The sequence below is a fragment of the Streptococcus sanguinis genome, assembly GCF_019929225.1.
GTDB lineage: Bacteria > Bacillota > Bacilli > Lactobacillales > Streptococcaceae > Streptococcus > Streptococcus sanguinis_J.
On the sequence record NZ_JAHZPA010000004.1, the window covers coordinates 178,326 to 201,169 of the forward strand.

At 45.5% G+C, this 22,844-nt stretch carries 22 protein-coding genes, 1 pseudogene and 1 riboswitch; of the genes and pseudogenes, 7 read left to right on the forward strand and 16 right to left on the reverse strand.

Annotated features, from left to right (window positions below):
• Positions 1 to 299: 299 nt before the first annotated feature.
• The 3 genes and pseudogenes from gdhA to K1I80_RS08230 form a co-directional block, all read left to right on the forward strand.
• The gene (gdhA, locus tag K1I80_RS08220; RefSeq protein ID WP_223313523.1) at positions 300 to 1,646 is read left to right on the forward strand and encodes an NADP-specific glutamate dehydrogenase; all 1,347 of its coding nucleotides are present in this window, start codon (positions 300 to 302) and stop codon (positions 1,644 to 1,646) included.
• Positions 1,647 to 1,677: 31 nt separating this feature from the next.
• The gene (locus tag K1I80_RS08225; RefSeq protein WP_223313524.1) at positions 1,678 to 2,163 is read left to right on the forward strand and encodes a GNAT family N-acetyltransferase; all 486 of its coding nucleotides are present in this window, start codon (positions 1,678 to 1,680) and stop codon (positions 2,161 to 2,163) included.
• A 15-nt stretch (positions 2,164 to 2,178) separates the two neighbouring features.
• Positions 2,179 to 2,328: pseudogene (locus K1I80_RS08230) on the forward strand (NADP-specific glutamate dehydrogenase); the annotation flags it as partial.
• A 50-nt stretch (positions 2,329 to 2,378) separates the two neighbouring features.
• On the opposite strand, the gene K1I80_RS08235 reads toward K1I80_RS08230, so the two are convergent.
• The 4 genes from K1I80_RS08235 to K1I80_RS08250 form a co-directional block, all read right to left on the reverse strand.
• Positions 2,379 to 2,747, reverse strand: a complete 369-nt coding sequence (locus tag K1I80_RS08235) for an EXLDI protein (protein ID WP_223313525.1) — start codon at positions 2,745 to 2,747, stop codon at positions 2,379 to 2,381.
• A 62-nt stretch (positions 2,748 to 2,809) separates the two neighbouring features.
• The gene (locus tag K1I80_RS08240; RefSeq protein ID WP_223313526.1) at positions 2,810 to 3,712 is read right to left on the reverse strand and encodes a DUF2268 domain-containing protein; all 903 of its coding nucleotides are present in this window, start codon (positions 3,710 to 3,712) and stop codon (positions 2,810 to 2,812) included.
• Positions 3,713 to 3,885: 173 nt separating this feature from the next.
• Positions 3,886 to 4,515, reverse strand: coding sequence for a DUF4352 domain-containing protein (locus K1I80_RS08245; protein WP_223313527.1), 630 nt, complete (start codon positions 4,513 to 4,515; stop codon positions 3,886 to 3,888).
• 21 nt (positions 4,516 to 4,536) lie between these two features.
• A complete protein-coding gene (locus K1I80_RS08250; protein ID WP_223313528.1) occupies positions 4,537 to 5,400 on the reverse strand; it encodes a mechanosensitive ion channel family protein in 864 nt (287 codons plus the stop codon).
• Between the two features lie 143 nt (positions 5,401 to 5,543).
• Between K1I80_RS08250 and sstT the strand changes: the two genes are divergently transcribed.
• Positions 5,544 to 6,761, forward strand: coding sequence for a serine/threonine transporter SstT (sstT, locus tag K1I80_RS08255; protein WP_223313529.1), 1,218 nt, complete (start codon positions 5,544 to 5,546; stop codon positions 6,759 to 6,761).
• Between the two features lie 64 nt (positions 6,762 to 6,825).
• Here sstT and K1I80_RS08260 read toward each other — a convergent pair whose 3' ends face one another.
• From K1I80_RS08260 to K1I80_RS08290, 7 genes are all read right to left on the reverse strand, one after another.
• Positions 6,826 to 8,163, reverse strand: coding sequence for an alanine/glycine:cation symporter family protein (locus K1I80_RS08260; protein WP_223313530.1), 1,338 nt, complete (start codon positions 8,161 to 8,163; stop codon positions 6,826 to 6,828).
• 85 nt (positions 8,164 to 8,248) lie between these two features.
• Positions 8,249 to 8,341, reverse strand: a riboswitch (glycine riboswitch).
• Positions 8,342 to 8,506: 165 nt separating this feature from the next.
• The gene (trxA, locus tag K1I80_RS08265) at positions 8,507 to 8,821 is read right to left on the reverse strand and encodes a thioredoxin (RefSeq protein ID WP_002898369.1); all 315 of its coding nucleotides are present in this window, start codon (positions 8,819 to 8,821) and stop codon (positions 8,507 to 8,509) included.
• An 84-nt stretch (positions 8,822 to 8,905) separates the two neighbouring features.
• The gene (locus K1I80_RS08270) at positions 8,906 to 10,324 is read right to left on the reverse strand and encodes a C69 family dipeptidase (RefSeq protein ID WP_223313531.1); all 1,419 of its coding nucleotides are present in this window, start codon (positions 10,322 to 10,324) and stop codon (positions 8,906 to 8,908) included.
• 100 nt (positions 10,325 to 10,424) lie between these two features.
• On the reverse strand, positions 10,425 to 11,069 hold the full coding sequence (locus tag K1I80_RS08275) for a GNAT family N-acetyltransferase (RefSeq protein WP_223313532.1): 645 nt from the start codon (positions 11,067 to 11,069) through the stop codon (positions 10,425 to 10,427).
• 10 nt (positions 11,070 to 11,079) lie between these two features.
• A complete protein-coding gene (locus tag K1I80_RS08280) occupies positions 11,080 to 13,413 on the reverse strand; it encodes an endonuclease MutS2 (RefSeq protein WP_223313533.1) in 2,334 nt (777 codons plus the stop codon).
• A gap of 54 nt (positions 13,414 to 13,467) precedes the next feature.
• A complete protein-coding gene (locus K1I80_RS08285; RefSeq protein ID WP_223313534.1) occupies positions 13,468 to 14,019 on the reverse strand; it encodes a CvpA family protein in 552 nt (183 codons plus the stop codon).
• 10 nt (positions 14,020 to 14,029) lie between these two features.
• Entirely contained in the window at positions 14,030 to 14,320 is a 291-nt protein-coding gene (locus tag K1I80_RS08290; RefSeq protein ID WP_002896593.1) for a hypothetical protein, read from the reverse strand.
• A gap of 188 nt (positions 14,321 to 14,508) precedes the next feature.
• Between K1I80_RS08290 and rnhC the strand changes: the two genes are divergently transcribed.
• Genes rnhC through recD2 form a run of 3 tightly spaced genes read left to right on the forward strand, consistent with a single transcriptional unit; the run spans position 14,509 to position 18,437 of the window.
• The gene (gene rnhC / locus K1I80_RS08295) at positions 14,509 to 15,399 is read left to right on the forward strand and encodes a ribonuclease HIII (RefSeq protein WP_223313535.1); all 891 of its coding nucleotides are present in this window, start codon (positions 14,509 to 14,511) and stop codon (positions 15,397 to 15,399) included.
• Between the two features lie 3 nt (positions 15,400 to 15,402).
• Positions 15,403 to 16,032: a signal peptidase I gene (gene lepB, locus K1I80_RS08300; RefSeq protein WP_125433894.1), complete on the forward strand. Its 630-nt coding sequence runs from the start codon at positions 15,403 to 15,405 to the stop codon at positions 16,030 to 16,032.
• A 59-nt stretch (positions 16,033 to 16,091) separates the two neighbouring features.
• Positions 16,092 to 18,437 (forward strand): SF1B family DNA helicase RecD2, encoded by a 2,346-nt coding sequence (gene recD2 / locus K1I80_RS08305; protein WP_223313536.1) that lies wholly within the window; start codon positions 16,092 to 16,094, stop codon positions 18,435 to 18,437.
• 53 nt (positions 18,438 to 18,490) lie between these two features.
• Here the strand turns inward: recD2 and K1I80_RS08310 are convergent, their stop codons facing one another.
• The 5 genes from K1I80_RS08310 to dinB all read right to left on the reverse strand — a co-directional run bounded on the left by K1I80_RS08310 (position 18,491) and on the right by dinB (position 22,714).
• Entirely contained in the window at positions 18,491 to 19,132 is a 642-nt protein-coding gene (locus K1I80_RS08310) for a TetR/AcrR family transcriptional regulator (protein ID WP_049553243.1), read from the reverse strand.
• Between the two features lie 75 nt (positions 19,133 to 19,207).
• Positions 19,208 to 19,954 (reverse strand): CPBP family intramembrane glutamic endopeptidase, encoded by a 747-nt coding sequence (locus tag K1I80_RS08315; RefSeq protein WP_223313537.1) that lies wholly within the window; start codon positions 19,952 to 19,954, stop codon positions 19,208 to 19,210.
• Positions 19,955 to 19,999: 45 nt separating this feature from the next.
• Positions 20,000 to 20,794 carry a CPBP family intramembrane glutamic endopeptidase gene (locus tag K1I80_RS08320; RefSeq protein ID WP_223313538.1) on the reverse strand — a complete coding sequence of 265 codons (795 nt, stop codon included), beginning with the start codon at positions 20,792 to 20,794 and terminating at the stop codon, positions 20,000 to 20,002.
• 317 nt (positions 20,795 to 21,111) lie between these two features.
• Complete coding sequence (locus K1I80_RS08325; protein ID WP_223313539.1) at positions 21,112 to 21,438, reverse strand: hypothetical protein; 327 nt, start codon at positions 21,436 to 21,438, stop codon at positions 21,112 to 21,114.
• Between the two features lie 211 nt (positions 21,439 to 21,649).
• Positions 21,650 to 22,714, reverse strand: a complete 1,065-nt coding sequence (gene dinB, locus K1I80_RS08330; protein ID WP_223311875.1) for a DNA polymerase IV — start codon at positions 22,712 to 22,714, stop codon at positions 21,650 to 21,652.
• Positions 22,715 to 22,844: the final 130 nt, after the last annotated feature.

The window sequence follows — 22,844 nt, forward strand, 5'->3', positions numbered from 1 at the left end:
ATTATATCACCAAAGCCCGCTTTTTCGTTTTTTAAACCAGCAATTCCTGACTAACGTTCGGAAAACATGCAGTTCGCTTTACTATTTTCTGGAATGTTTCAGAAAATAAATTGTGGAAATTTTTAGAAAATTCAACTTTTTTCTTTACAAGATAAAAAAAGTCTGCTATAATGTTCCATGTAATAAAATATGACATCTAAAAGATGCCTGTTTTAAAAATTTAAACACATCCTCGTCACACAAGCTGCAAGCAGCTTCCGACAGGATGGTTTACTATTTTATTTAAAGGAGAATAACAGATGACAACTGCTAAAGAATATATCCAAAGCACTTTCGAGACCGTAAAAGCCCGCAACGGACACGAGGCAGAATTCCTCCAAGCTGTTGAAGAGTTTCTCAATACTCTGGAGCCCGTTTTTGAAAAACACCCAGAATACATTGAAGAAAACATCCTAGCGCGTATTACTGAGCCTGAGCGCGTTATCAGCTTCCGTGTTCCTTGGGTAGACCGCGAAGGTAACGTACAAGTCAACCGTGGTTACCGCGTACAATTTAACTCAGCAGTTGGTCCTTATAAAGGCGGACTTCGTTTCCACCCAACTGTAAACCAAGGAATCTTGAAATTCCTCGGATTTGAGCAAATCTTTAAAAACGTCTTGACTGGCCTGCCAATCGGCGGTGGTAAAGGCGGATCTGACTTTGATCCTAAAGGTAAAACTGATGCTGAAGTGATGCGCTTCTGCCAAAGCTTTATGACAGAATTGCAAAAGCACATCGGCCCGTCTCTTGACGTTCCAGCTGGTGATATCGGTGTTGGCGGACGTGAAATCGGCTACCTCTATGGCCAATACAAACGTCTTAACCAATTCGATGCGGGTGTCTTGACTGGTAAACCCCTTGGATTTGGTGGCAGCTTGATTCGCCCAGAAGCAACTGGTTACGGCTTGGTTTACTACACTGAAGAAATGCTTAAGGCTAACGGCCAAAGCTTTGCTGGCAAGAAGGTGGTTATTTCCGGTTCTGGTAACGTAGCTCAATATGCTCTTCAAAAAGCAACTGAGCTTGGTGCAACTGTTATCTCTGTATCTGACTCAAACGGTTATGTTATCGATGAAAACGGTATTGACTTCGATCTTTTGGTTGACGTCAAAGAAAAACGCCGCGCTCGCTTGACAGAATATGCTGCTGAAAAAGCAAGTGCTACTTACCATGAAGGTTCTGTCTGGACTTACGCTGAGAAATATGACATCGCTCTGCCATGTGCGACACAAAATGAAATCAACGGCGAAGCTGCGAAACGTTTGGTAGCTCAAGGAGTTATCTGTGTATCTGAAGGTGCCAACATGCCGAGCGACCTGGATGCTATCGCAGTTTACAAAGAAAATGGTATCTTCTACGGACCTGCTAAAGCTGCCAATGCTGGTGGTGTAGCTGTATCTGCTCTGGAAATGAGCCAAAACAGCCTTCGTCTGTCATGGACTCGCGAAGAAGTTGACGGCCGCCTCAAAGACATTATGACAAATATCTTCAACACAGCTAAAACAACTGCTGAAACATATGGTCTTGGTACTGACTACCTTGCAGGAGCAAATATCGCTGCCTTCGAAAACGTAGCAAACGCTATGATTGCACAAGGTATTGTTTAATTAGTCTATACATCCTATCGGAGGATAAATCATGAACTTACGGCCAATGGAAGTGAGAGACAATCCAGCTGTAGCGCAGCTCATTCGAGCTAGTTTAGAGGAATTCGGGCTTGACAAACCAGGAACTGTCTACTTTGATTCTCATCTAGATCATTTGGCCGACTATTATCAACATCAAGAGAGGGCAGCTTACTTTGTTCTGGAAGATGAAGGTCATCTCGTTGGCTGCGGTGGCTTTGCACCTGTTTCTGATAAGATTGCTGAATTACAAAAACTGTATGTCACTAAAAATAGTCGTGGCAAAGGTTATTCCAGCCGGTTGATAAAGCGGATATTCCAGGAAGCCCGCCTAGCAGGTTATGAACAGCTTTATCTAGAAACCACTACTGAACTGGCTACGGCCGTAGCCATCTATCAGCACTATGGTTTTACATCACTGCAACAACCACTTTCTAACGCCGCCGGACACCCAGCTATGAATATCTGGATGATAAAATCTCTCTTATCAGATGAATAGATGTCAGTATACTCTGGCCGTCTTAAGGACATCATGACCAACATCCTCAACGCAGCTAAAACTACCTCTGAAACTTACGGACTTGGCAAAAATTATCTGGCTAGTGCTAATATCCCTGTCTTCGAAAGCGTAGCCAATGCTATGATTGCGCAAGGTATTGTTTAAGCACTATCAAACTAGAATAAATCCGACTGCTTATAAAAGCAGTCGGATTTTTATATATCTAATTTTTCAAAAAATTTGCCTGCTACCTGCTTTTCTTTTAGCTTCTCAAGCAGCTCATTCTCCAGGAAAGGACTTAGTTCGTCAAAATCTTGACAAACCTTAAAGACAGTTTCTCTGTCCAACTGGCCATAAGTTAGTTCATAATAATCCTTCTTATGATGCCAGTTCTGGTCATAGTTGACATCTGTCCGTTGATAGTAAACAATGTTTTGCTTCGGTGTCAGATAAACCTTCTGCGTCAGAATGCTTTTCTGATCTTTGGACAGCTTGCTGCGGCTGAAAATCTTAACCCCTTGAAAAATTTTGCGCTCATGGATACCTTGACTTGTGACTTTCAATTCTACTCTTTTATAATGCATACTGATACCTCCAGAAATCACCTACATTATATCAGGTTCTGGCAGATTTTCAAGCAAAAGCGTCATTTCCAAAAGTCTTTAGTCGCCTCTAAAATCTCTGCCGTCGGTGTTACTGTGGCCTCAATAATGCTCTTGCCAGTCTTTTTCAGATAAGCTTGTATCAGATGATAGCCATAAGCATAGCCTGCAGCATAAGGCATTCCAACTGGTATTTGACCTTGTATTTCTGCAATTTCATCACCGTAGAGATAGGGAGCCATTTCCGCCATCCCCGTTAGCTGAAGCTGACTGGAGATGATAGGCTTAATCTCTTCTAACCGCTCTGGGCTGGTTGAAGTAACCCAAGGCCCAATGAGATCTTTGCCATAGAGCTCAGCAGCAAAAGACTCTGCCAATCCTTCACTAACTACCCAGTCTGCTAGTGTCGTCTGCTGGTTCCATTTGATAAATTGGAAGCGGACATTATGGTTGCACTCGTGGGCTAACGCCGTCTGCACACGTGGTAAAGTATAGTCATTTGGCAGCAGACTAAGCATGAGGTAGCCTGGAATTCCTCCATCTCCGCTGTAACCCTTATTGATCTGTAACATGGGCTTTTCTGGATTGCCTAACAAAATAGTAAAATAGTAATCCTCAACCTCTAAATCATAGCCAGCTTGCTCAAAAAGACCGATACTCCTCTTGATGGTATCTTGACAATTTTGCCAGAGTTGATCAGAGCTCAGAGCATCAATAGCCGGTCTATCCTTTTCTGACAGAGTGCCGGGTAGCTGATTCATAAAGCCAAGTAGGAAAAGAGCATCAAATCCTCCGGAATACTTTGCTTTTAAAGGAATGTGTTGTGTTTGATATTTTGTTGCAAAAGGTGCTAAAATCTTAGCTCGAAAACAACCCTCTCTTTTTTCCAATGGTAATTCGAGCAACTCCTGATAAACCTTATCAGAACGAATGATATTGATTTTCATGGCAATCTCCTTTTCTAATTTTCACCAGTATACACCCTCCTCTAAGGTCAGAGTCAAGAAAAAGATTTGAAACTTTTGCCTCAAATCTTCTTTTATCTATACAGTTTGCTGCCTCCACTTTCAAATCTAGTGCGGAAAGTAGCAAAGGCGTTAAAGTGATGGGATAATATTCCCTATTGCTCCTTCTTTTTCTCTTTCTGTGTCTTGTTTTTCTCCTTTTGCCACTTAGCATTTTCGTAGGTCACAGTATAGGTATCCTCATCGCCGCCTTCCCCGTCAAATACTAAGTCAAAGCGGATAAACTTGCCTGGCGCCAGATTGGTGCCGATTTGTGTATTGTCAAAGGTTGAGCCGTCCAAAATATAGACATTTTCCTTCTTGTCATAGAGTCCAAAGTCATAAGGACTGACCAAAATGGGCTTTTTTGAAGTATTTTCAACCGTGATAGTCGCAACGACAGCTACACCTGTCGACTCATCGCTCATGACTCTCTTGCTGTCTTCCACTGCCGAATGAACTGTCACCTTAAGTCCACTGGAAAATTCAACTGTTTTTTCAAAAGCATGGCTGTTATAGGACTCTAAAGGCGAGTTATGGTAGCTTGTGAGAGACTTGAGATGGTCATTTTCCTCCATAAGGCCAATTGTGGTGATGACGAGGAGAATGCTGAGCAAGGCCAGAAGAAAGATGATAATACCAGACACCAGAGCTGCCCAAAAGAGACCCTGCTTGTGGAGAGGACGTTTTAAACGGTAAACAAGATTGTCCTCACTGACAATCTCCTGCTGAATTCGCTGATTCATATGGACCTTTCTAATCAATAATTACTTGCCTTTTGAAAGAGGTCCAAGCGTCGGAAGCTCAATCTCTTCTCGCAAAAGCGCCTCATGGTAAAGACGGTAGAAGATATGGTAAATAGAAATCTGCATGCCTCCCTGCACTATCATGCTAATACGGAAGTTGAACTGCCCATTTGAAGCCATCTGCGGCCCCAAGATATTCGGCTCTTTAAGAATCTCTGGATGTTCTGGAACAGCTTCTTCATTGACCTTGGAAATGATGCGGTAAATCTCGTCCAAATCCGTCTGGGCATAAAGCGGAATGTCAATCAGAACCCGCATATCTCCACGAGACAGATTGCTGACAACCATGATATTGCGGTTGGGCACAAAATGAAGCGTTCCGTCCGCGTCCCGTACCTGCGTCGTCCGAATCCCGACACTGATTACTGTTCCAGCGATGTTGATAGGGCCGTTAGTCAGGCGAACATTGTCACCAACATCTAACTGGCGCTCGAGAAGAATAAAGAAACCATTGACTAGATCCGATAAGAAGCCCTGAGCTCCCATCCCAATAGCTACACCAGCAATTCCCGCACCAGCCAAAAGACTGGAAACCGGCAGACCCAAGATGGATAAAACCCAGTAAATCAAGAGGAAATACAAGACATAATTAAGCAGATTCTCAATCAGCCGAGTAATGGTTTTCTGTCTGGCTACATCCTGCTTGGATAGCTTGAGAGAGGGGGCAATGATCTTGGTCACTGACAAATGCAGGATTTTCTTAACGATGTAAAATAAGATAAAAAGCAGAAGTAAAGAGACCAGCTTGGAAAAAAGGTCATCTGCAATCTTGCTCCAGTCAAACTGCTGGATATAACGGGAAAAGACATTTCCGGTCTTAGACATAGGCCACCTCCAAAAAGATTACTACCATTATACCACAAAGACCACTCTGCACGAACATAGAATGGATAGCCCGACCTAACATTGCTTTCACCTCCTTTCTATCGTATAATAAAATAAGTATCTAAGACAAGAAAGGAACTTACATGGTCCATCGCTTCATCACTATTTGGAATAAAACCAATCTAATCAAGCGGATTTCCATCGGTATTAGCTTTGGTGTCCTGCTGGCTGTCGTCTTCCCCCAAGCACAAGCCATCGGACTTCTGGGCCAAATCTTCGTTGGCGGCCTCAAGGCCATCGCTCCGCTCCTAGTCTTCGCTCTGGTGGCAAACGCCCTGTCGCAGCAGCAAAAAGGGCAAAAGAGCAATATGAAAACAGTCATCTTGCTCTATCTTCTGGGAACCTTTGCGGCTGCCCTGGTCGCGGTTCTGGTCAACTTCTTCTTTCCAATTAGCATAGAGTTGGCTTCGTCCTCCCAAAAAGTTTCTCCGCCAGACGGAATCGGACAAGTCCTCAGCAATCTTCTGCTTCAGCTGGTGGACAATCCCGTCAACGCCCTCATCTCCGCTAACTACATTGGTATACTGTCCTGGGCTGTCATCTTTGGAATTGCCATGCGGGAAGCCAGCCACCACAGCAAGGAACTGCTGCAGACCTTGGCAGATATCACTTCTAAGATTGTCGAGTGGATTATCAATCTAGCCCCTCTTGGCATTTTAGGCCTGGTCTACACGACCATTTCCGGCAAGGGCTTTCAGGCTCTAAAAAGCTATGGTATCCTGCTGCTGGCCTTGATAGCCAGCATGCTGATTGTCGCTCTGATTATCAATCCTTTGATTAGCTTTATCATGCTGCGGAAAAATCCTTATCCCTTGGTCTGGCGCTGTCTACGAGTCAGTGGTGTGACTGCTTTTTTCACGCGCAGCTCAGCGGCTAACATCCCCGTCAACATGAAACTCTGTCGGGATCTGGGGCTCAATCCAGAGACCTACTCAGTCTCTATTCCTCTTGGGGCCACTATCAATATGGCAGGGGCTGCCATTACTATCAATACCCTGACCTTGGCTGCTGTCAATACGCTGGGTATCAGAGTTGATTTTGGCACAGCTCTAGTTCTCAGTATTGTAGCAGCAATTTCTGCCTGCGGAGCTTCCGGCGTAGCTGGCGGGTCTCTCCTACTCATTCCGGTCGCCTGCAGCCTCTTTGGAATTTCCAATGATTTGGCCATGCAGGTAGTCAGCGTCGGCTTCGTTATCGGTGTCATTCAGGACTCCTGCGAGACAGCCCTCAACTCTTCTACTGACGTTCTCTTTACAGCTGTGGCCGAGATGAGCAGCTGGCCAAAAGAAAAACGTTATTAATTCGACAAAAAACCTCTAGACTTCCATCATTACAGAAAGCTAGAGGCTTTTTTATGTGCGAAAATTAGTTCTTTCGATGTTTGGCAAAATATTTCTTCGTTTCACTGATGACAATAGGAGAAAGCACCAGAAGAGCGATTAAGTTTGGCAAGGCCATGAGGGCATTGACAATATCTGCAAGAATCCAGACCGCCTCTAGACCCACAAAGCCACCGAGAACAATCATAAGGACAAAGAGCAGGCGATAAACGCGGATATAGCGCACCCCAAAGAGAAATTCAAAACAGCGCTCGCCATAGTAGTTCCAACCTAAAATAGTCGTAAAGGCAAACAGAACTAGAAAGACTGAAAGCAAAACTGGACCAAAATTAGCAAAAACACTCGCAAAGGCTGCTTGGGTAAGAGACACACCGTTAAGATTGCCATCCCAGACCCCTGTGATTAAAATCGTCAATCCTGTCAAACTACAGATAATCAAGGTATCGATAAAGGTTCCGGTCATGGAAATCAAGCCTTGTTCTACCGGTTCCTTAGTCCGAGCTGCCGCCGCTGCAATGGGTGCTGATCCCAAGCCAGATTCATTGGAGAAAACTCCACGCGCGACCCCGTTTTGAATTGCCATCTGGATGGTCGCACCGGCAAAGCCACCGACAGCAGCCGTCTGGCTAAATGCTGAGCTAAAGACCAGTTGGAGAGTTGGCAGCAATCGATCTAGATTGACCGCTAAAACAGTCACAGTCCCCAAGATATAAATCGCTGCCATAAAGGGCACAACCTTGGTCGATACTCGAGCAATAGACTGGATGCCGCTGAAAATAACCAGAGCCACCAAAATAGCCAAGATAGAAGCTGTCACAGCTGGAGGCAGCTGAATGGTATTCTGCATGGCCTCCGTGATGGAATTGACCTGCGTAAAGGTCCCAATCCCCAAGAGAGCCACCAAGATACCAGCTATCGCAAAAAAGATAGCTAGCGGGCGCCATTTCTCGCCCATCCCTAGTAAGATATAGTGCATGGGACCGCCCGCCATGGCTCCATGGGCATCCTTGCGGCGGTACTTGATAGCTAAGAGGCCTTCGGCATACTTCGTCGCCATTCCAAAGAAAGCAGCCACCCACATCCAGAAGAGTGCCCCCGGTCCACCGGTTTTAATGGCAGTTGCCACTCCGATGATATTTCCCGTTCCCACAGTCGCAGCTAGAGCTGTACAGAGAGCCGCAAAGCTAGAGACATCGCCCTGATGCTCCTCGTCTGATACAAAGATTAGCTGAAAGGCACGCGGAAGACGAAAAATCTGCAACAAGCCTAGACGCAGACTGAGATAGATACCGGTACCAACCAGCAAAATAAGCAGGGGCGGACCCCAAACAAAAGAATCCAGACGATTCAATATTTCCAACATGATATAAGCTCCTTTTCACACCGAGAAAAAGAAAGAGTACATGCAAAACATGTACTCTGGATGTGCTGGAGTAGGGAAATCCCTGCCTCTTAGCTCTGTCCTTTTACCTGAGAGTTTGAGCGGTTCTAAACCGCCTTGCCCCTTCGGTGCCATTCCTGGTCTCTCCAGAGTTCCGTCCATTTCACAGTCAGAAGCGCCCGCCTCTTTCTGAAAAACTTCGTTCGGTGTTGATTATTAATTTTCTATTATTCTAAAAGAACATTCGTCTTTTGTCAATATTTTATAAAAAATTTTAAGGATGTAAACGTTTTTCAGTACAAAAAGAAGCCCAGAGGCTTCTTACTTAGCTTAATTCGGCAATAATAGCCTTGAGCTGGTCTTTGGTGTGAACACCTGCGACTTGCTTAACGACTTGACCGTCTTTCTTGAACAGAAGGGTCGGAATGGACATAATGCCAAATTCGCGGGCAGTATTTGGATTTTCATCCACATCCATTTTGAGGATTTTCAATTCGTCCTCATGAACTTCTCCTGCCAACTGCTCCAAGATAGGTGCCTGCATACGGCATGGACCGCACCAAGTTGCCCAAAAGTCAATCAGAACCAATCCGTCTTTTGTTTCTTCTGCGAATGTTGCATCTGTAACTGCTGCTACCATAAATTTTCTCCTTTGAATAGCTTACTTTTGATAACATTTTACAACAAAAGCAAGAGAAAGAAAAATATTTGCTACGGGTAGACCTTAGTCGCTAAGTGAGAAATGATTGGTCATGAGATTGCTGGCATCCAAGAGAACTTTCTCCAAGAGCTGGTCTGTCGCTTCTTGCACCTTGTCGCTCATAGCTTGATTTTCAGCTTCAAAGTTAATAGCCTCGCCCTTGGCCAAAGCTCGGTCCACCCGACCGATCATTTCATGACCCCAGGCCATAGTCTTTTCCTGATAATCATCCAAGTCTCCAACATGACTGCTAAAATGAGCATCAGCCAACCCAGCAATGAGTCGATTAGCCCAGTAGAAAGAATCCGTCGAAACCTTGTCTGTCGTGTTGGCAAAGTAATCTGGCGTTGTCGAGACTTGAGTAAAGAAAGGAACTGCTGTATTGTAAGGCATGGAGCCGTAGGATAGCCACTGGATGCCCGTTGTTTCCTGCGGTTGATTAGGGCGCAACTGCAAGATAGCTGTCTGACTGGTCCGATTGATCCCAATAGTCCGAAAGGCCCGTCTGCTGTGGTGGTCCCCCTCTGCTCCGTAAGGATCATAAGGCGAATCCTGATAGTGACTGCTCAGGACATACTTGACATCTTCGATCGTGATCTTGCGGTATGGCTTGCGGCACCATGGAATGAAGAAACTCCTTGGATCTTGCTCCACTTCTGGATTGAGAAAACGCTGGATATCCCAAGCACGCGGTGTATTGTAATGGCGGTCCTTATCCTTCTGGCTGCCAAAAGCATAGCGTGGATTGAAACCCTCGTCCGAGTAATTCAGATTGAGATGGTTTTCCTTGATAAAGTTTTGGAGATTTGGATGACAGAGGAAGTGCTCTGGATTGTCAAATTCAAAATAATCGCTGCCCAGCTGATTGGGATTGGTCACATAGGCATCATCCGGCACGCGCCGTGCCATCCAATGGTGGCCGCCAATGGTTTCCAGCCACCAGATTTCATTGACATCTGAGATTGCAATTCCATTGGACTCATAAGTGCCGTACTTCTCTAGGATTTTCCCTAGACGAAGAACCCCTTCGCGAGCCGTCTTGATATAGGGAAGAACCAGCGTAAGGATATCTTCCTCGCTGATACCTGACTCTACCAAAGGGTCAGCCCCCAGTACGCGGCTGTTGGTCGTAATCGTTTCTGTCGCGCTAACAGCAACATTATAGCTGTTAATCCCAGCAGCTCCCCAAATACCATCTTTGGGAATTGCGTCTGGCACTGCTGTATAGCGGACTGGATTGTCCGGCAAATCCATCTCAAAGGACGTTAAAACAGACTGATAATGGCGTGGCTGGTCTTGTGGCTCCACTACAACAAATTTCTTGGATGTAAAGACCCCATTTTGTGAATCCTCTGTACGAGCCACAATGGTTGAACCGTCGTAACTGGCCTTCTTCCCCACCAAAATAGTCGTGCAGGAATCTGATTCATGCTTTATTCTCATTATTTTCCCTCCGAAACACTTTATGCTGCTTACATTATAGCAAAAAGCAGACCCTCATAAAAGAACCTGCTGTTATCTCTTCGCTGAAACTTCCAATACCCTATTCGATTTTCAAGACATAGGTATGCTCTTTGTAAAGCTCATCAATATCAAAATGCTCCAAATCTTCTTTCCTTGAGACAATATAATGCCCTTCTCTTTGATAATAGCCTAAAGGATTTCCCGACTTATCTGTCAGACAGATTATCCGCTGCTTAGTATCAAGGCTGAAAGAAAACGGTATTTGATCTTTTGGTCGCCCGACCACTAAATAATCTTGACAAATCAGCTTGCCGCCCCACTTCTGATAGAGATGATTTGCCTGCTCTCCGTCTCTGGTAAAGATGATCAAGGCCTCAACTTTCTTTTCATGTAGCTGCTCCCAAGCAGCTTGAAAGAGTTGGCTGGCTATCCCTTGATTCTGAAAATCAGGATGGACAGCCAGATTAGCGAAGTAAGCTATCTTTTCTCCTGGATAATATGGATAAGAATGGCTTGCTTCTGCGGTGTAAATCCCAATATCTAGAAGCCCCACAACCTGATCATCTTTCACTGCTATGAGTTCAACCGAATCTTGGTAAGGTTCTTCAGTGAACTCATCCTTGCGACGGCTCATATCATCAAAGAAAGGCGAAAAGAGATAACTCAAAGCTTTTGTATAAACCCAACTTTTCTCATAAGTCGAGTCATAGGTTTGTATTTTCATTTCTGGCCTCTTACTTAAAGACTACAATCGTTGCACCGCTGCCACCGGCATTTTGCGGAGCATAGCCGAAAGACTTGACGTGCTTGTTGCGGCGGAGGTATTTTGTCACCCCTTCACGGATGACACCGATCCCGATACCGTGGATAATATCTACCTGAGCCATGTTATTGAGGAGAGCCTGATCGATAAAGGCATCAAGCTCCTCCATAGCCTCTTCATAGCGTTTGCCACGCAGATCCAATCTGGCTTTTGGTCCAGCAGTATTAGCTCGCTTGACCACATTAACTTGCTTACGCTTAGGCTGCTGCTCCTTTTCAGCCTTGAGTAAGTTGAATTCCTGCTCTTCCAGAGTCATCTTGATAAGACCGACTTGAGCTTCCCAGCGACCATCCTTGAGCTGCTTGACCAAGGTTCCCCGCTGACCATAGCTAGTGACTAGGATATCATCTCCCACCTTGGGCGCCCGATTTTTCTTGGCCTGCTTGAGCACCTTATTCTTTGATAAATCAACGGTTTCTGGTGCCAGCTTCTTAAGCTGAGCCTTGGCTTCAATAATCTCATGCGGTTTGAGACTGGACTTATCATGGAGATTTTTGAGAATGCTCTCACTCTCTGACAAAGCCAAATCAACGATTTCCTGGGCTTCCAACCGTGCCTTATTGAGCTCGGTTTCTTTTTCTCGGTTAAACTCATTATATAGCTTTTTGAGAGCTCGGTTAAATTTGAGATTTTCCTGCTCCACCTCGCGGATATTATCCAAGCGCTTGCGGCTTTCCAGTTTCTGCTCCTCTAAGCGCTCAATGATCCGATTGACATCGCTGTCTGTGTCAGTCTGCTCTTGGGCATGGCCAACGATGACTTCCGACAAGCCCAAACGCCGAGCGATTTCAAAGGCATTGGAGCGACCAGGCACTCCCTGCATAAAGCAATAGGTCGGTCTTAAACTATCTGTATCAAACTCCATGCTGGCATTTTCCACCCAGTCCGTCTCAATCCCATAGGCTTTGAGCTCAGGATAGTGGGTCGTCGCCATGGTTTTAATCTGCCTTAGCCGCAAATCTTCCAAGATAGCAATAGCCAGAGCTGCACCCTCTTGCGGGTCAGTCCCAGCTCCTAGCTCATCCAGCAGAACCAGACTCTCGCTATCAACCTGCTCTAAAATAGAGACAATATTGGTCATGTGGCTAGAGAAAGTCGACAGGCTCTGCTCAATGGACTGCTCATCACCAATGTCTGCAAAAATCTGACTGAAAATCCCGACGCGACTCCCTTTGTCCGCCAGAATCGGCAGACCTGACTGAGCCATGATCTGAGCCAAGCCCAAGGTCTTCAGCATGATGGTCTTACCACCGGTATTAGGCCCGGTAATGACAATCTCTGTCAAGTCTGGCCCGAAATGCAAATCATTAGCCACTGCATTTTCAATCAGGGGATGACGAACACTGAGCAGTTGGATATCCTGCTCTTCCGACAGGTCTGGCACCACCGCTCCCGTCTCCTGCATGAAGCGGACCTTGGCACGCACCAGATCCAGATGTCCGATAATCCAAGCATTGTTGGCAATTTCAGCTGCATGGGGACGGAAGAGGTCTGATAATTCCTGCAAAATTCGCTGAATTTCATAACGCTCGTCCGCCCGACTGCTGGCAATTTCTTCGTTGAGATTGACAACTGCTCTAGGCTCGATATAGACGGTATTGCCGCTGGCTGAAATATCGTGAACCACACCAGAAATGCGGTTGCGGTAGGTATTTTTCACGGGCAGCACATTGCGGCCATTTCGGCTGGCCACTACCTGATCCGCCAGCATCTCTCCCTTGTTTTTGAGAATCTCCTGCAGGATTTCCCGCACCTGGTTTTCATTTTCTTGAATTTTTCGGCGTATGCGGCTCAAACTTTCGCTGGCAAAACTTTCGATAAAGCCGCCATCATTCACAGCCTGCAGACTTCCTTGCAGCTTAGGGAAAACAACTAGGTTCTCAAACAGACGATCCAGCTTTTCCAAGTTCACATTTTCCAAGTCCTCATAAAAGGACTTGAGCTCCTGAGTCACAGCCAAGACGCGCTTGAGAGCCAAAAACTCCTCAATATTCAAGTCGCTTTCCAGCTCCAAGCGCTTGGTCAAGGCAGTAATATCCTGAGTCGCAGCCAGACTAAAGTGCGGATGCTGCACAAAAATCTGCTGCATATCCGTCATTTCTAGAAAAGCCGAGGCCACCGTCTCTTTCTTACTGGTCGGCAAAAGCAGACTCAGCTCCAGCTGCCCCTGCTCGGTCAGAAGATAGGGAGCAATAAGTTCTTTTATTTTCTTAAATTCTAAGGTTTCTAAAATTTTTGTGTTCATAATTTTCTTTTCTAGTAAAAAAGAACCCAGCTAGCAGGCCAACTGAGTCGTCTTTTATCCGATAACTTGATTCACCCAGAGATCTTTGAGGATATTGGATGTGATAGGGGTATACTTGACAATAAAGCGAATCATGAAGCTGCTGTTGAGCCGCTCCTGAACCATCTCCATCGGCACCGTAGCTAAAATAGTTAGGCACATTCCCAAAACAAAAATAGAGATGCAAACAGCAATGACTCCGCTGGTCACATTGTACCATTTGGTGTCCAGCTTATTGGGATAGGGAATCAGATTCGCAAAAATCCCAAAAAAGCGCCCAAGGATGTAGACAGCCGTAAAAATAATGAGATAGGCCAAACCAGCATAAAAAACCTGATCCAACTGAAAGAGCTGGGAGCTAGGGAAAAAATAGGTCGAAGAGCCCTGAGTCGCACTGGCATAAGGCACCCAAAGGCTAATAAACTTAGACAAACTCTTATAAAAAGCTCCAGCTACCAGCATAGAAACCATGGTCGCAGCGGCATAATAGCCCTGCAGAACAATGCCACGCGAGTAGCCAATATAAAAGCTCCAGGCCAATATTAGTAAAATAATAATAGAAAACATTATTTCTCCTCTATTTACCCGACTTTTCTCTCAAATCACTGAGCATTTTGTGACGAAAATCTTCTAGTTCTTTTTCCTTGTCGTCAAACTCAATCTCGCGGCTGAGCTGAGTCGATAGGCTATTGACAGCCAGCAAAATCGCCAGAACTTCATCATCTGCTGCAGGCATTTGCTCTTTGATAGCCTTGTATTTTTCCTTTGCTACCCGTTCTACTTCTTCCATAAAGAGATTATCGTGTTCTGTTGTTAGAGTTAAGGTCTTGTTTCCAAATGTAAATTTATATCGATTCAAATTTGCCATAAAATCACCTCATTGTATTATATCAAAAAAGAAGCCCTTTGTCAGTTATAAAAACACTTGGAACTAGACAGGGACTTTCTTTTTCATCTTTTTTGACATAGCAAGCAACGGTGCTCTCCTACAAAATTTTTGTAGGTTTTTCAATCTTATGGCTTTCGACTTTTCCTTTTTATGGTACAATAGGGGGTATGGAAAGTATCACCCTCAGTCCCAAACAGCAAGAAATTCAGGCTTTTGTTGAGAAATATCAGAGCCAGCTGGCTCCCAGCAAGAACCCGCATATTCAATATTTCTTCCGGCTAGATCAGGCGACGGTCAGTGTCTTCAGCTCTGGAAAAGTTCTCTTTCAAGGTGCAAAAGCTGCTCACTACGCTGGCTTTTTTGGCCATCAAGCAGACAAGTCCTGTTCTAGTCCTGCTTCTCAGAATTTTACCCTCATCGGGACGGATGAGGTCGGCAACGGCTCCTACTTTGGAGGTCTAGCCGTCGTAGCTTCTTTCGTTACTCCAGACCAGCACGACTTTCTGAGAAAACTGGGTGTCGGTGATTCTAAAACCTTGAACGATAGCAAGATTCGCCAACTGGCGCCGGTCTTGAAAGAAAAGATTGCCCACCAAGCTCTGCTCTTATCGCCAGAGAAGTACAACGAAGTCATCGCTTCTGGCTACAACGCTGTCTCTGTCAAGGTAGCCTTACATAATCAAGCTATTTACCTACTGCTGCAGAAAGGCATCAATCCTGAAAAAATCGTCATCGATGCCTTTACCAGCCAGCAAAACTACAATAAATACCTAAAGCAGGAAAAGAATCATTTTCCAAATCCGGTAAGTCTGATTGAAAAGGCTGAAGGAAAGTTCCTAGCTGTTGCAGTCAGCTCTATTATCGCTCGCGACCTCTTTCTAGAAAATCTAGAAAATCTCAGTCAAGAGCTAGGCTATACCCTGCCTAGCGGAGCCGGAAGCAAGAGCGATCATGTTGCTAGCCAGATTCTTCAAGCCTATGGAATGGCCGGTCTGCAGCATTCTGCTAAACTCCACTTTAAAAATACTGAAAAAGCACAAAAACTTCTAGAAAGGTAACCTATGAAAAAATCAAATACTGCTGTTGTCATTCTCAAAGAATGGGGACTCTTTATCTTCTTTATCTCTGTCATTATCCTGTCAAGGCTCTTTCTCTGGTCCCCTGTCAAGGTAGACGGCCACTCTATGGACCCTACCCTGGCCAATGGGGAATATCTGCTTGTCCTCAAACATCAGTCTATTGACCGCTTTGATATCGTCGTCGCTACTGAGACAGACGATGACGGAACGACCAAGGAGATTGTCAAGCGGGTCATCGGTATGCCAGGTGACACTATTCAGTATGAAAATGATACTCTTTACATCAACGGTAAAAAAACAGATGAGCCTTACCTGACGGACTACATCAAGAAATTTAAAGAAGACAAGCTCCAATCCACTTACACTGGGGACGATTATGATGACAATGGTGAGTTTTTCAGGAAACTCGCAGCTCAGGCTCAAGCCTTCACTGTTGATAGTGAAGGTAGCCCTGTCTTCACCGTCAAGCTTCTGGATGATGAATATCTGCTTCTAGGTGACGATCGGATTGTTTCCAAGGATAGTCGCCAAGTCGGTACCTTCCAAAAAGAACAAATTCAGGGCGAAGCCAAGTTCCGCTTCTGGCCACTGCTGCCCTTTAAGACCTATTAAGCATATCGAACTCAGTTGAACGTCAGCTGGGTTCGTTTTAAAAGAAGAACCTATAAACTATGGAATTTTACTTTTCAGGAACGATTGAACGGATTATTTTTGAAAATCCCAGCAACTTTTTCCGCATCTTGCTCTTAGATATTGAAGATACAGATGCCGAGGATTTTGAAGATTTTGAAATCATTGTCACCGGATCTATGGCAGATGTCATGGAAGGCGAAGATTACACTTTCTGGGGCAGTCTCGTCCAGCACCCCAAATATGGCCAGCAGCTGAAAATTTCCCGCTATGAGCGAGCCAAACCCAGCAGTAAAGGCCTAGTAAAATACTTCTCCAGCGACCATTTCAAGGGCATCGGGGTCAAGACTGCTCAAAAAATCGTCCAACTCTATGGAGAAGATACTGAGGACACCATTGACAAGATTTTAGCAGAGCCGGAAAAGCTGACCCAGATAAACGGCTTAGCTGCTAAGAACCGCGAGGCCTTTGTCGCCAAGCTCAGACTTAACTACGGAACTGAGATGGTACTAGCCAAGCTGGCAGCCTACGGCATTCCCAATAAGTTGGCTTTTCAAATCCAGGATACCTACAAGGAAGAAACGCTGGATATTGTCGAAAAATATCCCTATCAGCTGGTAGAGGATATTCAGGGGATTGGCTTTAAAATCGCTGACCATCTGGCAGAAGAGCTGGGTATCCAAAGTGATGCCCCTGAGCGTTTTCGGGCTGGTCTTGTCCACACCTTGCTGACCCAGTCTATGGAGCGGGGAGATACCTATGTTGAAGCTCGTGATTTACTTGAGCATACCATCAAGCTCTTAGAAAGCTCACGCCAAGTGGAGCTGGACCCTAGTCTAGTCGCTGATGAGCTGGCCCATCTGATTGAGGAAGATAAGGTCCAGAATGTAGAGACCAAGATCTTTGAAAACAGCCTATTTTTTGCTGAAGAAGGAATAAAAAGTAATCTGGTCCGTCTGCTGGAAAAAGGAGAGCAAGACTGCTTTGACGCAGATAACATTACTGCGGCTATCCAGCAAGTGGAGGAAAGCTCCGGCATCTCCTATGACAGTATCCAAAAAGAAGCCATCCGTCAGGCTATCAATCAGAAGGTCTTTATCCTAACCGGCGGACCGGGTACTGGAAAAACTACTGTTATCAACTGCATCATCGCAGTCTACGCCCAGCTTCGCGGCTTGGATCTGCGAAAGGTCAATGATCTGCCTATTCTGCTTGCAGCTCCGACCGGACGTGCTGCTCGTCGCATGAACGAATTGACTGGTCTTCCTAGCGCTACTATCCACCGGCATTTGGGGATGACCGGAGATGATGATACCAGTCATTTGGATGATTATCTGGATGCTGATTTTATCATTGTGGATGAATTTTCTATGGTGGATACTTGGTTGGCTAATCAACTCCTCAGCAATATCTCCTCTCAGACCAAGCTCTTGATTGTCGGAGATGCGGATCAACTTCCGTCTGTCAGTCCAGGTCAGGTTCTGGCGGACTTACTGCAGATACCGACTATCCCACAGACCAAGCTGGAAACCATCTATCGGCAGAGCGAGGAGTCTACAATCGTCACACTGGCCAGCCAGATTCAGAAGGGCATTCTACCAGCAGACTTTACAGAGAAAAAAGCGGACCGATCTTATTTTGAAGCTAGAAATGAGCATATCCCACCTATGATTGAAAAAATCGCTAGCGCTGCCATTCGCAGCGGTATCCCAGCTCAAGATGTTCAGGTATTAGCACCTATGTATCGGGGGCCAGCCGGTATCGACCAGATTAACAATCTCATGCAAAATCTCATCAATCCTGTAGAGAAAGATGAACTGATCTTTGAAGCTCCCGACTGTCAGTATCGCCAAGGAGATAGGGTTATCCACTTGGTCAATGATGCCGAAAGCAATGTCTTCAACGGTGACTTAGGCTATATCAGCGACCTGCTGCCTGCTAAGTACACCGACTCCAAGCAGGACGAGCTGACCATTGACTTTGATGGCAATGAACTTGTCTATCAGCGTAGCGAGTGGTACAAGATCCGCCTGGCCTACGCCATGAGCATTCACAAGTCTCAGGGCAGTGAATTTCCGGTAGTTATTTTGCCCATCACCAAGAGCAGTCACCGGATGCTGCAGCGCAACCTCATCTACACTGCTATCACCCGCGCCAAGAGCAAGTTGATCTTACTTGGGGAAAAAGTAGCCTTTGACTATGCCGTCAAAAACACCGGTACCGCCCGCAAAACCTATTTAATCGAGCGCTTTGGCGATTTTCTGCAAGCTGAGAGCAATATTCACAATCCTGTGGAAAACTATGTCTTGACTGAGGAAAACTTCCAGAAAATTGACCCCCTAATCGGCCTGACCGAGGAGGATATCCACAGTATATTTAAAACATGAATAAAAAGGCTGGGACAGAATTAAATTTTTTAGTTCTGTCCTATCGCCTTTTTTTATGCCTTATTTTTCTGGATAAAGAGCTGCATGAGCTCATCATCAAAGATATCCATGCCGATCGAGGTCATCATAAACTGCAGAAAATGGAAGCGTTCTGGCAGTTTTTCAGGATCGCTTTCAAAAACGGTCCCATGCATCCAAAAATTCACCAGCAGCAGAAAAACTTCTGCAGCCTGGTCCGGATACTGAGTCTGGATAGACCCATCTGCCATGCCTTTTTTGATAATGTCACTGACCACAGAGGCGCCTATCCGCAGATTGTCCCGCATCATGGTCAAAATAAAGCCCGCGTCCTTCTCATACTCACCCAAAATGATGCCATCTATAGCCCGGGCTGTCTGACTTCCCAGATTAGACTTGATGATGGTCTGCAGCTGCTCTCTGCCAGTCAGATTTTCCGTAGCCTTGAGCCACTGCTTCATCTCTTCTTCCATCAGCTCCTGCCGGCTACTCATCACCGCCAGGACAATCTCATCTTTTGACTTGAAATGATGGTAGATAGCCCCCTTGGAAATGCCTGCCGTCTGGGCGATGTCCTGCATACTGGTCTTTTCGGACCCCTTTTGGATAAAGAGCTGGGTTGCTGTATTTAAAATTTTTTCTCTCATGGCCTGGGATTTGTCTTTTCGTTGCGCCATTCTGTTCCCCTTTGTTTCTAATATAGCTTTATTCTACCAAAAAAGCCGGGGAAATACAAAACCATAAAAATATCTTTAAGCCTTGTCTCGCTGATCCCTTTGATACCAAAGATAGATACTGTAAGCCGCCATCAAGATATAGCCTAGGAAAAAGAGCGGATTTTCCGTCCCCTTCCCCAGGAAAATGCCTTCACCAATGGTATTGATGGCCCCGTGGAAAAGAACACAGTAAAGGATGGACTGACTGACCTTGTAAAGAGCCGCCAGCCAGAAACGGGCGAGCAGGCAGGCGGCAGTAAAGACTAGAAAAGAAGTCCCTGCCTGACTGCTGCCGGGGGTAAAGAAGAGGGGCAGATGCCAGACAGACCAAATCAGACCGGTTGTTACAGTCGCTATCGGAAAGGGCAGAAGTCTTTCCAGAGTCGGCTGCAGAAAACCTTGCCAGCCAATCTCTTCATTGCCGCCTGTCAGAAGAGTCGTCATGAGAAAAAGCAGAGCAATCCTGAGGGGGCTAAAACCAGGCAGGAGCGGGCTCCAAAAGACTATGGAAAGGGTATAAAGAATTGTCAAAATCAAGAGATGGACCCAAGTCCTTTTTCGGGCCGATCCGATAGAAGCCAAGAGCTCCTTGAACGATTTTCCTAAGACCAGTTTGGCTCCAATGGCCGGGCCAAAAACACCAACGATGGTTAGGACCTGGGAAATAATAGGAATTCTCAGGAAAGCCGAAGCCAGCCAGGATCCCCAGCTAATACCAAAGGTCCAAGCTAAGAAAGGCCAAATATGCTTGGGTTCTGGCCCTACATGTGTTTGTGTGTTCATACGATAACTCCTTTTTCTTTGGCAGAAGAGCGATTGCCAAGATTTTTAGCCTGCATCTTTCTGAACCCCTTTCCGATTGCCCTTCCAATACCACCAGCCGACCAGCAGGGCGGTCATGACCAGATTAGCAGCCTGGAAGCTGAGATACCTTCCGCCATTTGTAGCACTGCCGACAATCGTCGCCTGAGCAAAGTTAATGCAGCCGTGAAAGACCATGCAGGCAAAGACAGAGGCCGTCTGCTTGTAGAGAACCGCCTGACAGAAACAGAGCAAGATACCAAAGGAGAGATAGAAGGGCAAAGAAACCTGACTTTGACTTGTTCCCGGAATCAGCCAGAGGGGCAGATGCCAGGCCACCCAGACCAGAGCCGTGATGACAGTTGCCAGAGGGAAGCAGAATTTTTTCTCCAGAGCCGGCTGCAGGAGGCCCCGCCAGCCAATCTCTTCATTGCCGCCCCCAGCAAAGGTGACAAAGGTCCAGCCCAGGGGAAACATCAGAATGGCATTCAGGGGCGGCAAGGCTGGATTAGCGATAAAAAGGGTCAAAACCCGAACCAGACAGAAGACCAGCATGTAAATCCACCAGCCTTTGGCATGGGAGAAGATAAAGTCCAGCATCTTCTTGGGATGAGAAATTTTGAGGCTGATAAAAGTTCCCAAGGTCGGTCCGAAGCCCCCGATGAAATTGAGAGCAAAGCCCAAAGGCTCAGCCCCGCTGGTCAGCTTCAGGGCGGTTAAAATATACTGAAGCAGCCAGGCTCCCCAGGTAATGCCAAAAGTCCAGGCCAGAAAGGGCAGGATATGCCTTGTCTCTGGCTCTACATGTGTTTGTTTGTTCATACGATAACTCCTTATCAAATGTAGAATAGTGAAAAGTCATCCGAAAACTGGACAAAGGCATCCTTTACTCTCAGTCTTTCAGATGATTGCCTGTTTTGAAACGCAGTTTTTAAAATCCGACCATTCGGTTTGTTTTATTATAAAAAATAAAGACCTGCGCCAAATAGAAAACGTAGTCTTTTAGTCCTTGCTTAAAATAAAAAGCAAATATAGACTAAATAATGCTAAAAGCTATGTCAGCACCGTTTAGCTACTGCCTGCTGCTTTTAGTTTCTAAGTTGTCCTGACTCTGATGCTTAAGACAGGCCATTTCTCTGCTACTTGCTCCTTTCTTGATTTCGCAATCGCCGGATATGCCAGAGATTGGAGGCAAGGCTCAGACCCCCTACTGCCATAATACCCAGTCCTCGCCAAGGGCTAAAGACAGAAGTCAGCAAGCCACCAGCAAGGACAGCATAGCAAGCTTTGACTCCCCACTTAGAATAGCGTATGCCATCCTCACCCTGTGTCATCTTTTCTAGTTGCACCTTACGCTTTTCTGCCTGCTGCTGCAAAAACTCTTTCTGACCTTCCCGCTGCCGATCCATCTCCTGATTCAACTTGAGAATGTGCTCGCTTGTTTTTTCTACTACAGATTTCCTCATTTCTGCTCCTTTCTTTTAAAAACCGACCAGACGGTTTTTTATTTTATAAACTTAGTATAACAGACACAGAAAACTTTGTCCAGTATTTTTTCAAAAAAGATTATTTTTAGTTAATGAAAATTATCAGCCAACTTAGAAACTCGTCACAAGCAACTCTCTCATACTAAAAACTATATCTAAAAAAGCTCGGTAATGAACCAAGCCTTTATCTTTATTCAAAACCCGTCACTGTCAGTCCTAGCAGTCGGATACCTCGTGGTTGCTCTTCCAAGCTATCGTATATCTCATGCGCCGTTCGCTCGATTTGCTCCTTGTCTCGAGTGGCTAGATTCAAACTTTTCCTTTTAGTCAAGGTGGAGAAATCGGCATAACGAATTTTCAGAACGATTGTTCGTCCTTTCTTATCATGCTTAGTCAGGCTATTTTCTACCTTCTGAGCCAGCAAGGTCAGCTCTTTCTTGATGTCCTCCTCACTATAGAGCAGTTTGGCATAGGTTCGCTCCTTCCCAATCGACTTACGGATACGATTGGACTTGACTGGACTATTACTGATGCCACGCGCTTTACGATAGAGATCAAAACCAAAGCGACCAAACTTATCAATCAGGGTCATTTCTGGTATCTTGAGCAGATCTCCACCAGTATAAACTCCCATTTCATGCAGTTTTTCAACGCTCTTCTTACCAACCCCATGAAATTTGGCAATGTCCATAGGAGCCAGAAAGGCCTCTGCTTCCTCAGGCAGAATAACAGTCAGACCATGAGGCTTCTCATAGTCACTGGCAATCTTGGCCAGAAACTTATTGTAAGAAACGCCTGCCGAAGCCGTCAGTTGCAGCTCATTCCAGATATCGTGCTGAATCAGCTTGGCTATTTTGACTGCGGATTTAATCCCAAGCTTGTTTTCCGTTACATCCAGATAGGCCTCGTCAATGCTCATTGGCTCAATCAAATCCGTATATCGTTTGAAAATCTCTCGGATCTGCAAGCCGACTGCTTGATATTTTTCGTAATTCCCCGAGATAAAAATCCCCTGAGGACAACGCTCATAGGCTTCCTTGGAGCTCATAGCCGAATGAACTCCGAACTTTCTGGCCTCATAATTGCAGGTGGAGACGACACCACGACCGCCTGTCAAGCGTGGGTCGCTGCCGATAATGACTGGATGCCCCTTTAACTTAGGATTATCCCGCTCTTCCACCGAAGCGAAAAAAGCATCCATATCAATGTGGATAATCTTCCGAGATGTATCGTTAATCAGTGGAAAAATCAGCATACCCTCCTCCTTTCTCCTACAATCAATCTCAGCTTACAGGCTTTCACAAAGTCGGCCCTTTTTGCTCAAATAAATCTGAAACAGTTTTTCATTCTTGTAAAAAGTATTTTAAACGTAAGATTCTTCGTCA

Excerpts from the sequence above, each read along its gene's own strand:
- gdhA (WP_223313523.1), top strand. The coding sequence starts at position 300 with ATGACAACTGCTAAAGAATATATCCAAAGCACTTTCGAGACCGTAAAA.
- K1I80_RS08225 (WP_223313524.1), top strand. The coding sequence starts at position 1,678 with ATGAACTTACGGCCAATGGAAGTGAGAGACAATCCAGCTGTAGCGCAG.
- K1I80_RS08235 (WP_223313525.1), bottom strand. The coding sequence starts at position 2,747 with ATGCATTATAAAAGAGTAGAATTGAAAGTCACAAGTCAAGGTATCCAT.
- K1I80_RS08240 (WP_223313526.1), bottom strand. The coding sequence starts at position 3,712 with ATGAAAATCAATATCATTCGTTCTGATAAGGTTTATCAGGAGTTGCTC.
- K1I80_RS08245 (WP_223313527.1), bottom strand. The coding sequence starts at position 4,515 with ATGAATCAGCGAATTCAGCAGGAGATTGTCAGTGAGGACAATCTTGTT.
- K1I80_RS08250 (WP_223313528.1), bottom strand. The coding sequence starts at position 5,400 with ATGTCTAAGACCGGAAATGTCTTTTCCCGTTATATCCAGCAGTTTGAC.
- sstT (WP_223313529.1), top strand. The coding sequence starts at position 5,544 with ATGGTCCATCGCTTCATCACTATTTGGAATAAAACCAATCTAATCAAG.
- K1I80_RS08260 (WP_223313530.1), bottom strand. The coding sequence starts at position 8,163 with ATGTTGGAAATATTGAATCGTCTGGATTCTTTTGTTTGGGGTCCGCCC.
- trxA (WP_002898369.1), bottom strand. The coding sequence starts at position 8,821 with ATGGTAGCAGCAGTTACAGATGCAACATTCGCAGAAGAAACAAAAGAC.
- K1I80_RS08270 (WP_223313531.1), bottom strand. The coding sequence starts at position 10,324 with ATGAGAATAAAGCATGAATCAGATTCCTGCACGACTATTTTGGTGGGG.
- K1I80_RS08275 (WP_223313532.1), bottom strand. The coding sequence starts at position 11,069 with ATGAAAATACAAACCTATGACTCGACTTATGAGAAAAGTTGGGTTTAT.
- K1I80_RS08280 (WP_223313533.1), bottom strand. The coding sequence starts at position 13,413 with ATGAACACAAAAATTTTAGAAACCTTAGAATTTAAGAAAATAAAAGAA.
- K1I80_RS08285 (WP_223313534.1), bottom strand. The coding sequence starts at position 14,019 with ATGTTTTCTATTATTATTTTACTAATATTGGCCTGGAGCTTTTATATT.
- K1I80_RS08290 (WP_002896593.1), bottom strand. The coding sequence starts at position 14,320 with ATGGCAAATTTGAATCGATATAAATTTACATTTGGAAACAAGACCTTA.
- rnhC (WP_223313535.1), top strand. The coding sequence starts at position 14,509 with ATGGAAAGTATCACCCTCAGTCCCAAACAGCAAGAAATTCAGGCTTTT.
- lepB (WP_125433894.1), top strand. The coding sequence starts at position 15,403 with ATGAAAAAATCAAATACTGCTGTTGTCATTCTCAAAGAATGGGGACTC.
- recD2 (WP_223313536.1), top strand. The coding sequence starts at position 16,092 with ATGGAATTTTACTTTTCAGGAACGATTGAACGGATTATTTTTGAAAAT.
- K1I80_RS08310 (WP_049553243.1), bottom strand. The coding sequence starts at position 19,132 with ATGGCGCAACGAAAAGACAAATCCCAGGCCATGAGAGAAAAAATTTTA.
- K1I80_RS08315 (WP_223313537.1), bottom strand. The coding sequence starts at position 19,954 with ATGAACACACAAACACATGTAGGGCCAGAACCCAAGCATATTTGGCCT.
- K1I80_RS08320 (WP_223313538.1), bottom strand. The coding sequence starts at position 20,794 with ATGAACAAACAAACACATGTAGAGCCAGAGACAAGGCATATCCTGCCC.
- K1I80_RS08325 (WP_223313539.1), bottom strand. The coding sequence starts at position 21,438 with ATGAGGAAATCTGTAGTAGAAAAAACAAGCGAGCACATTCTCAAGTTG.
- dinB (WP_223311875.1), bottom strand. The coding sequence starts at position 22,714 with ATGCTGATTTTTCCACTGATTAACGATACATCTCGGAAGATTATCCAC.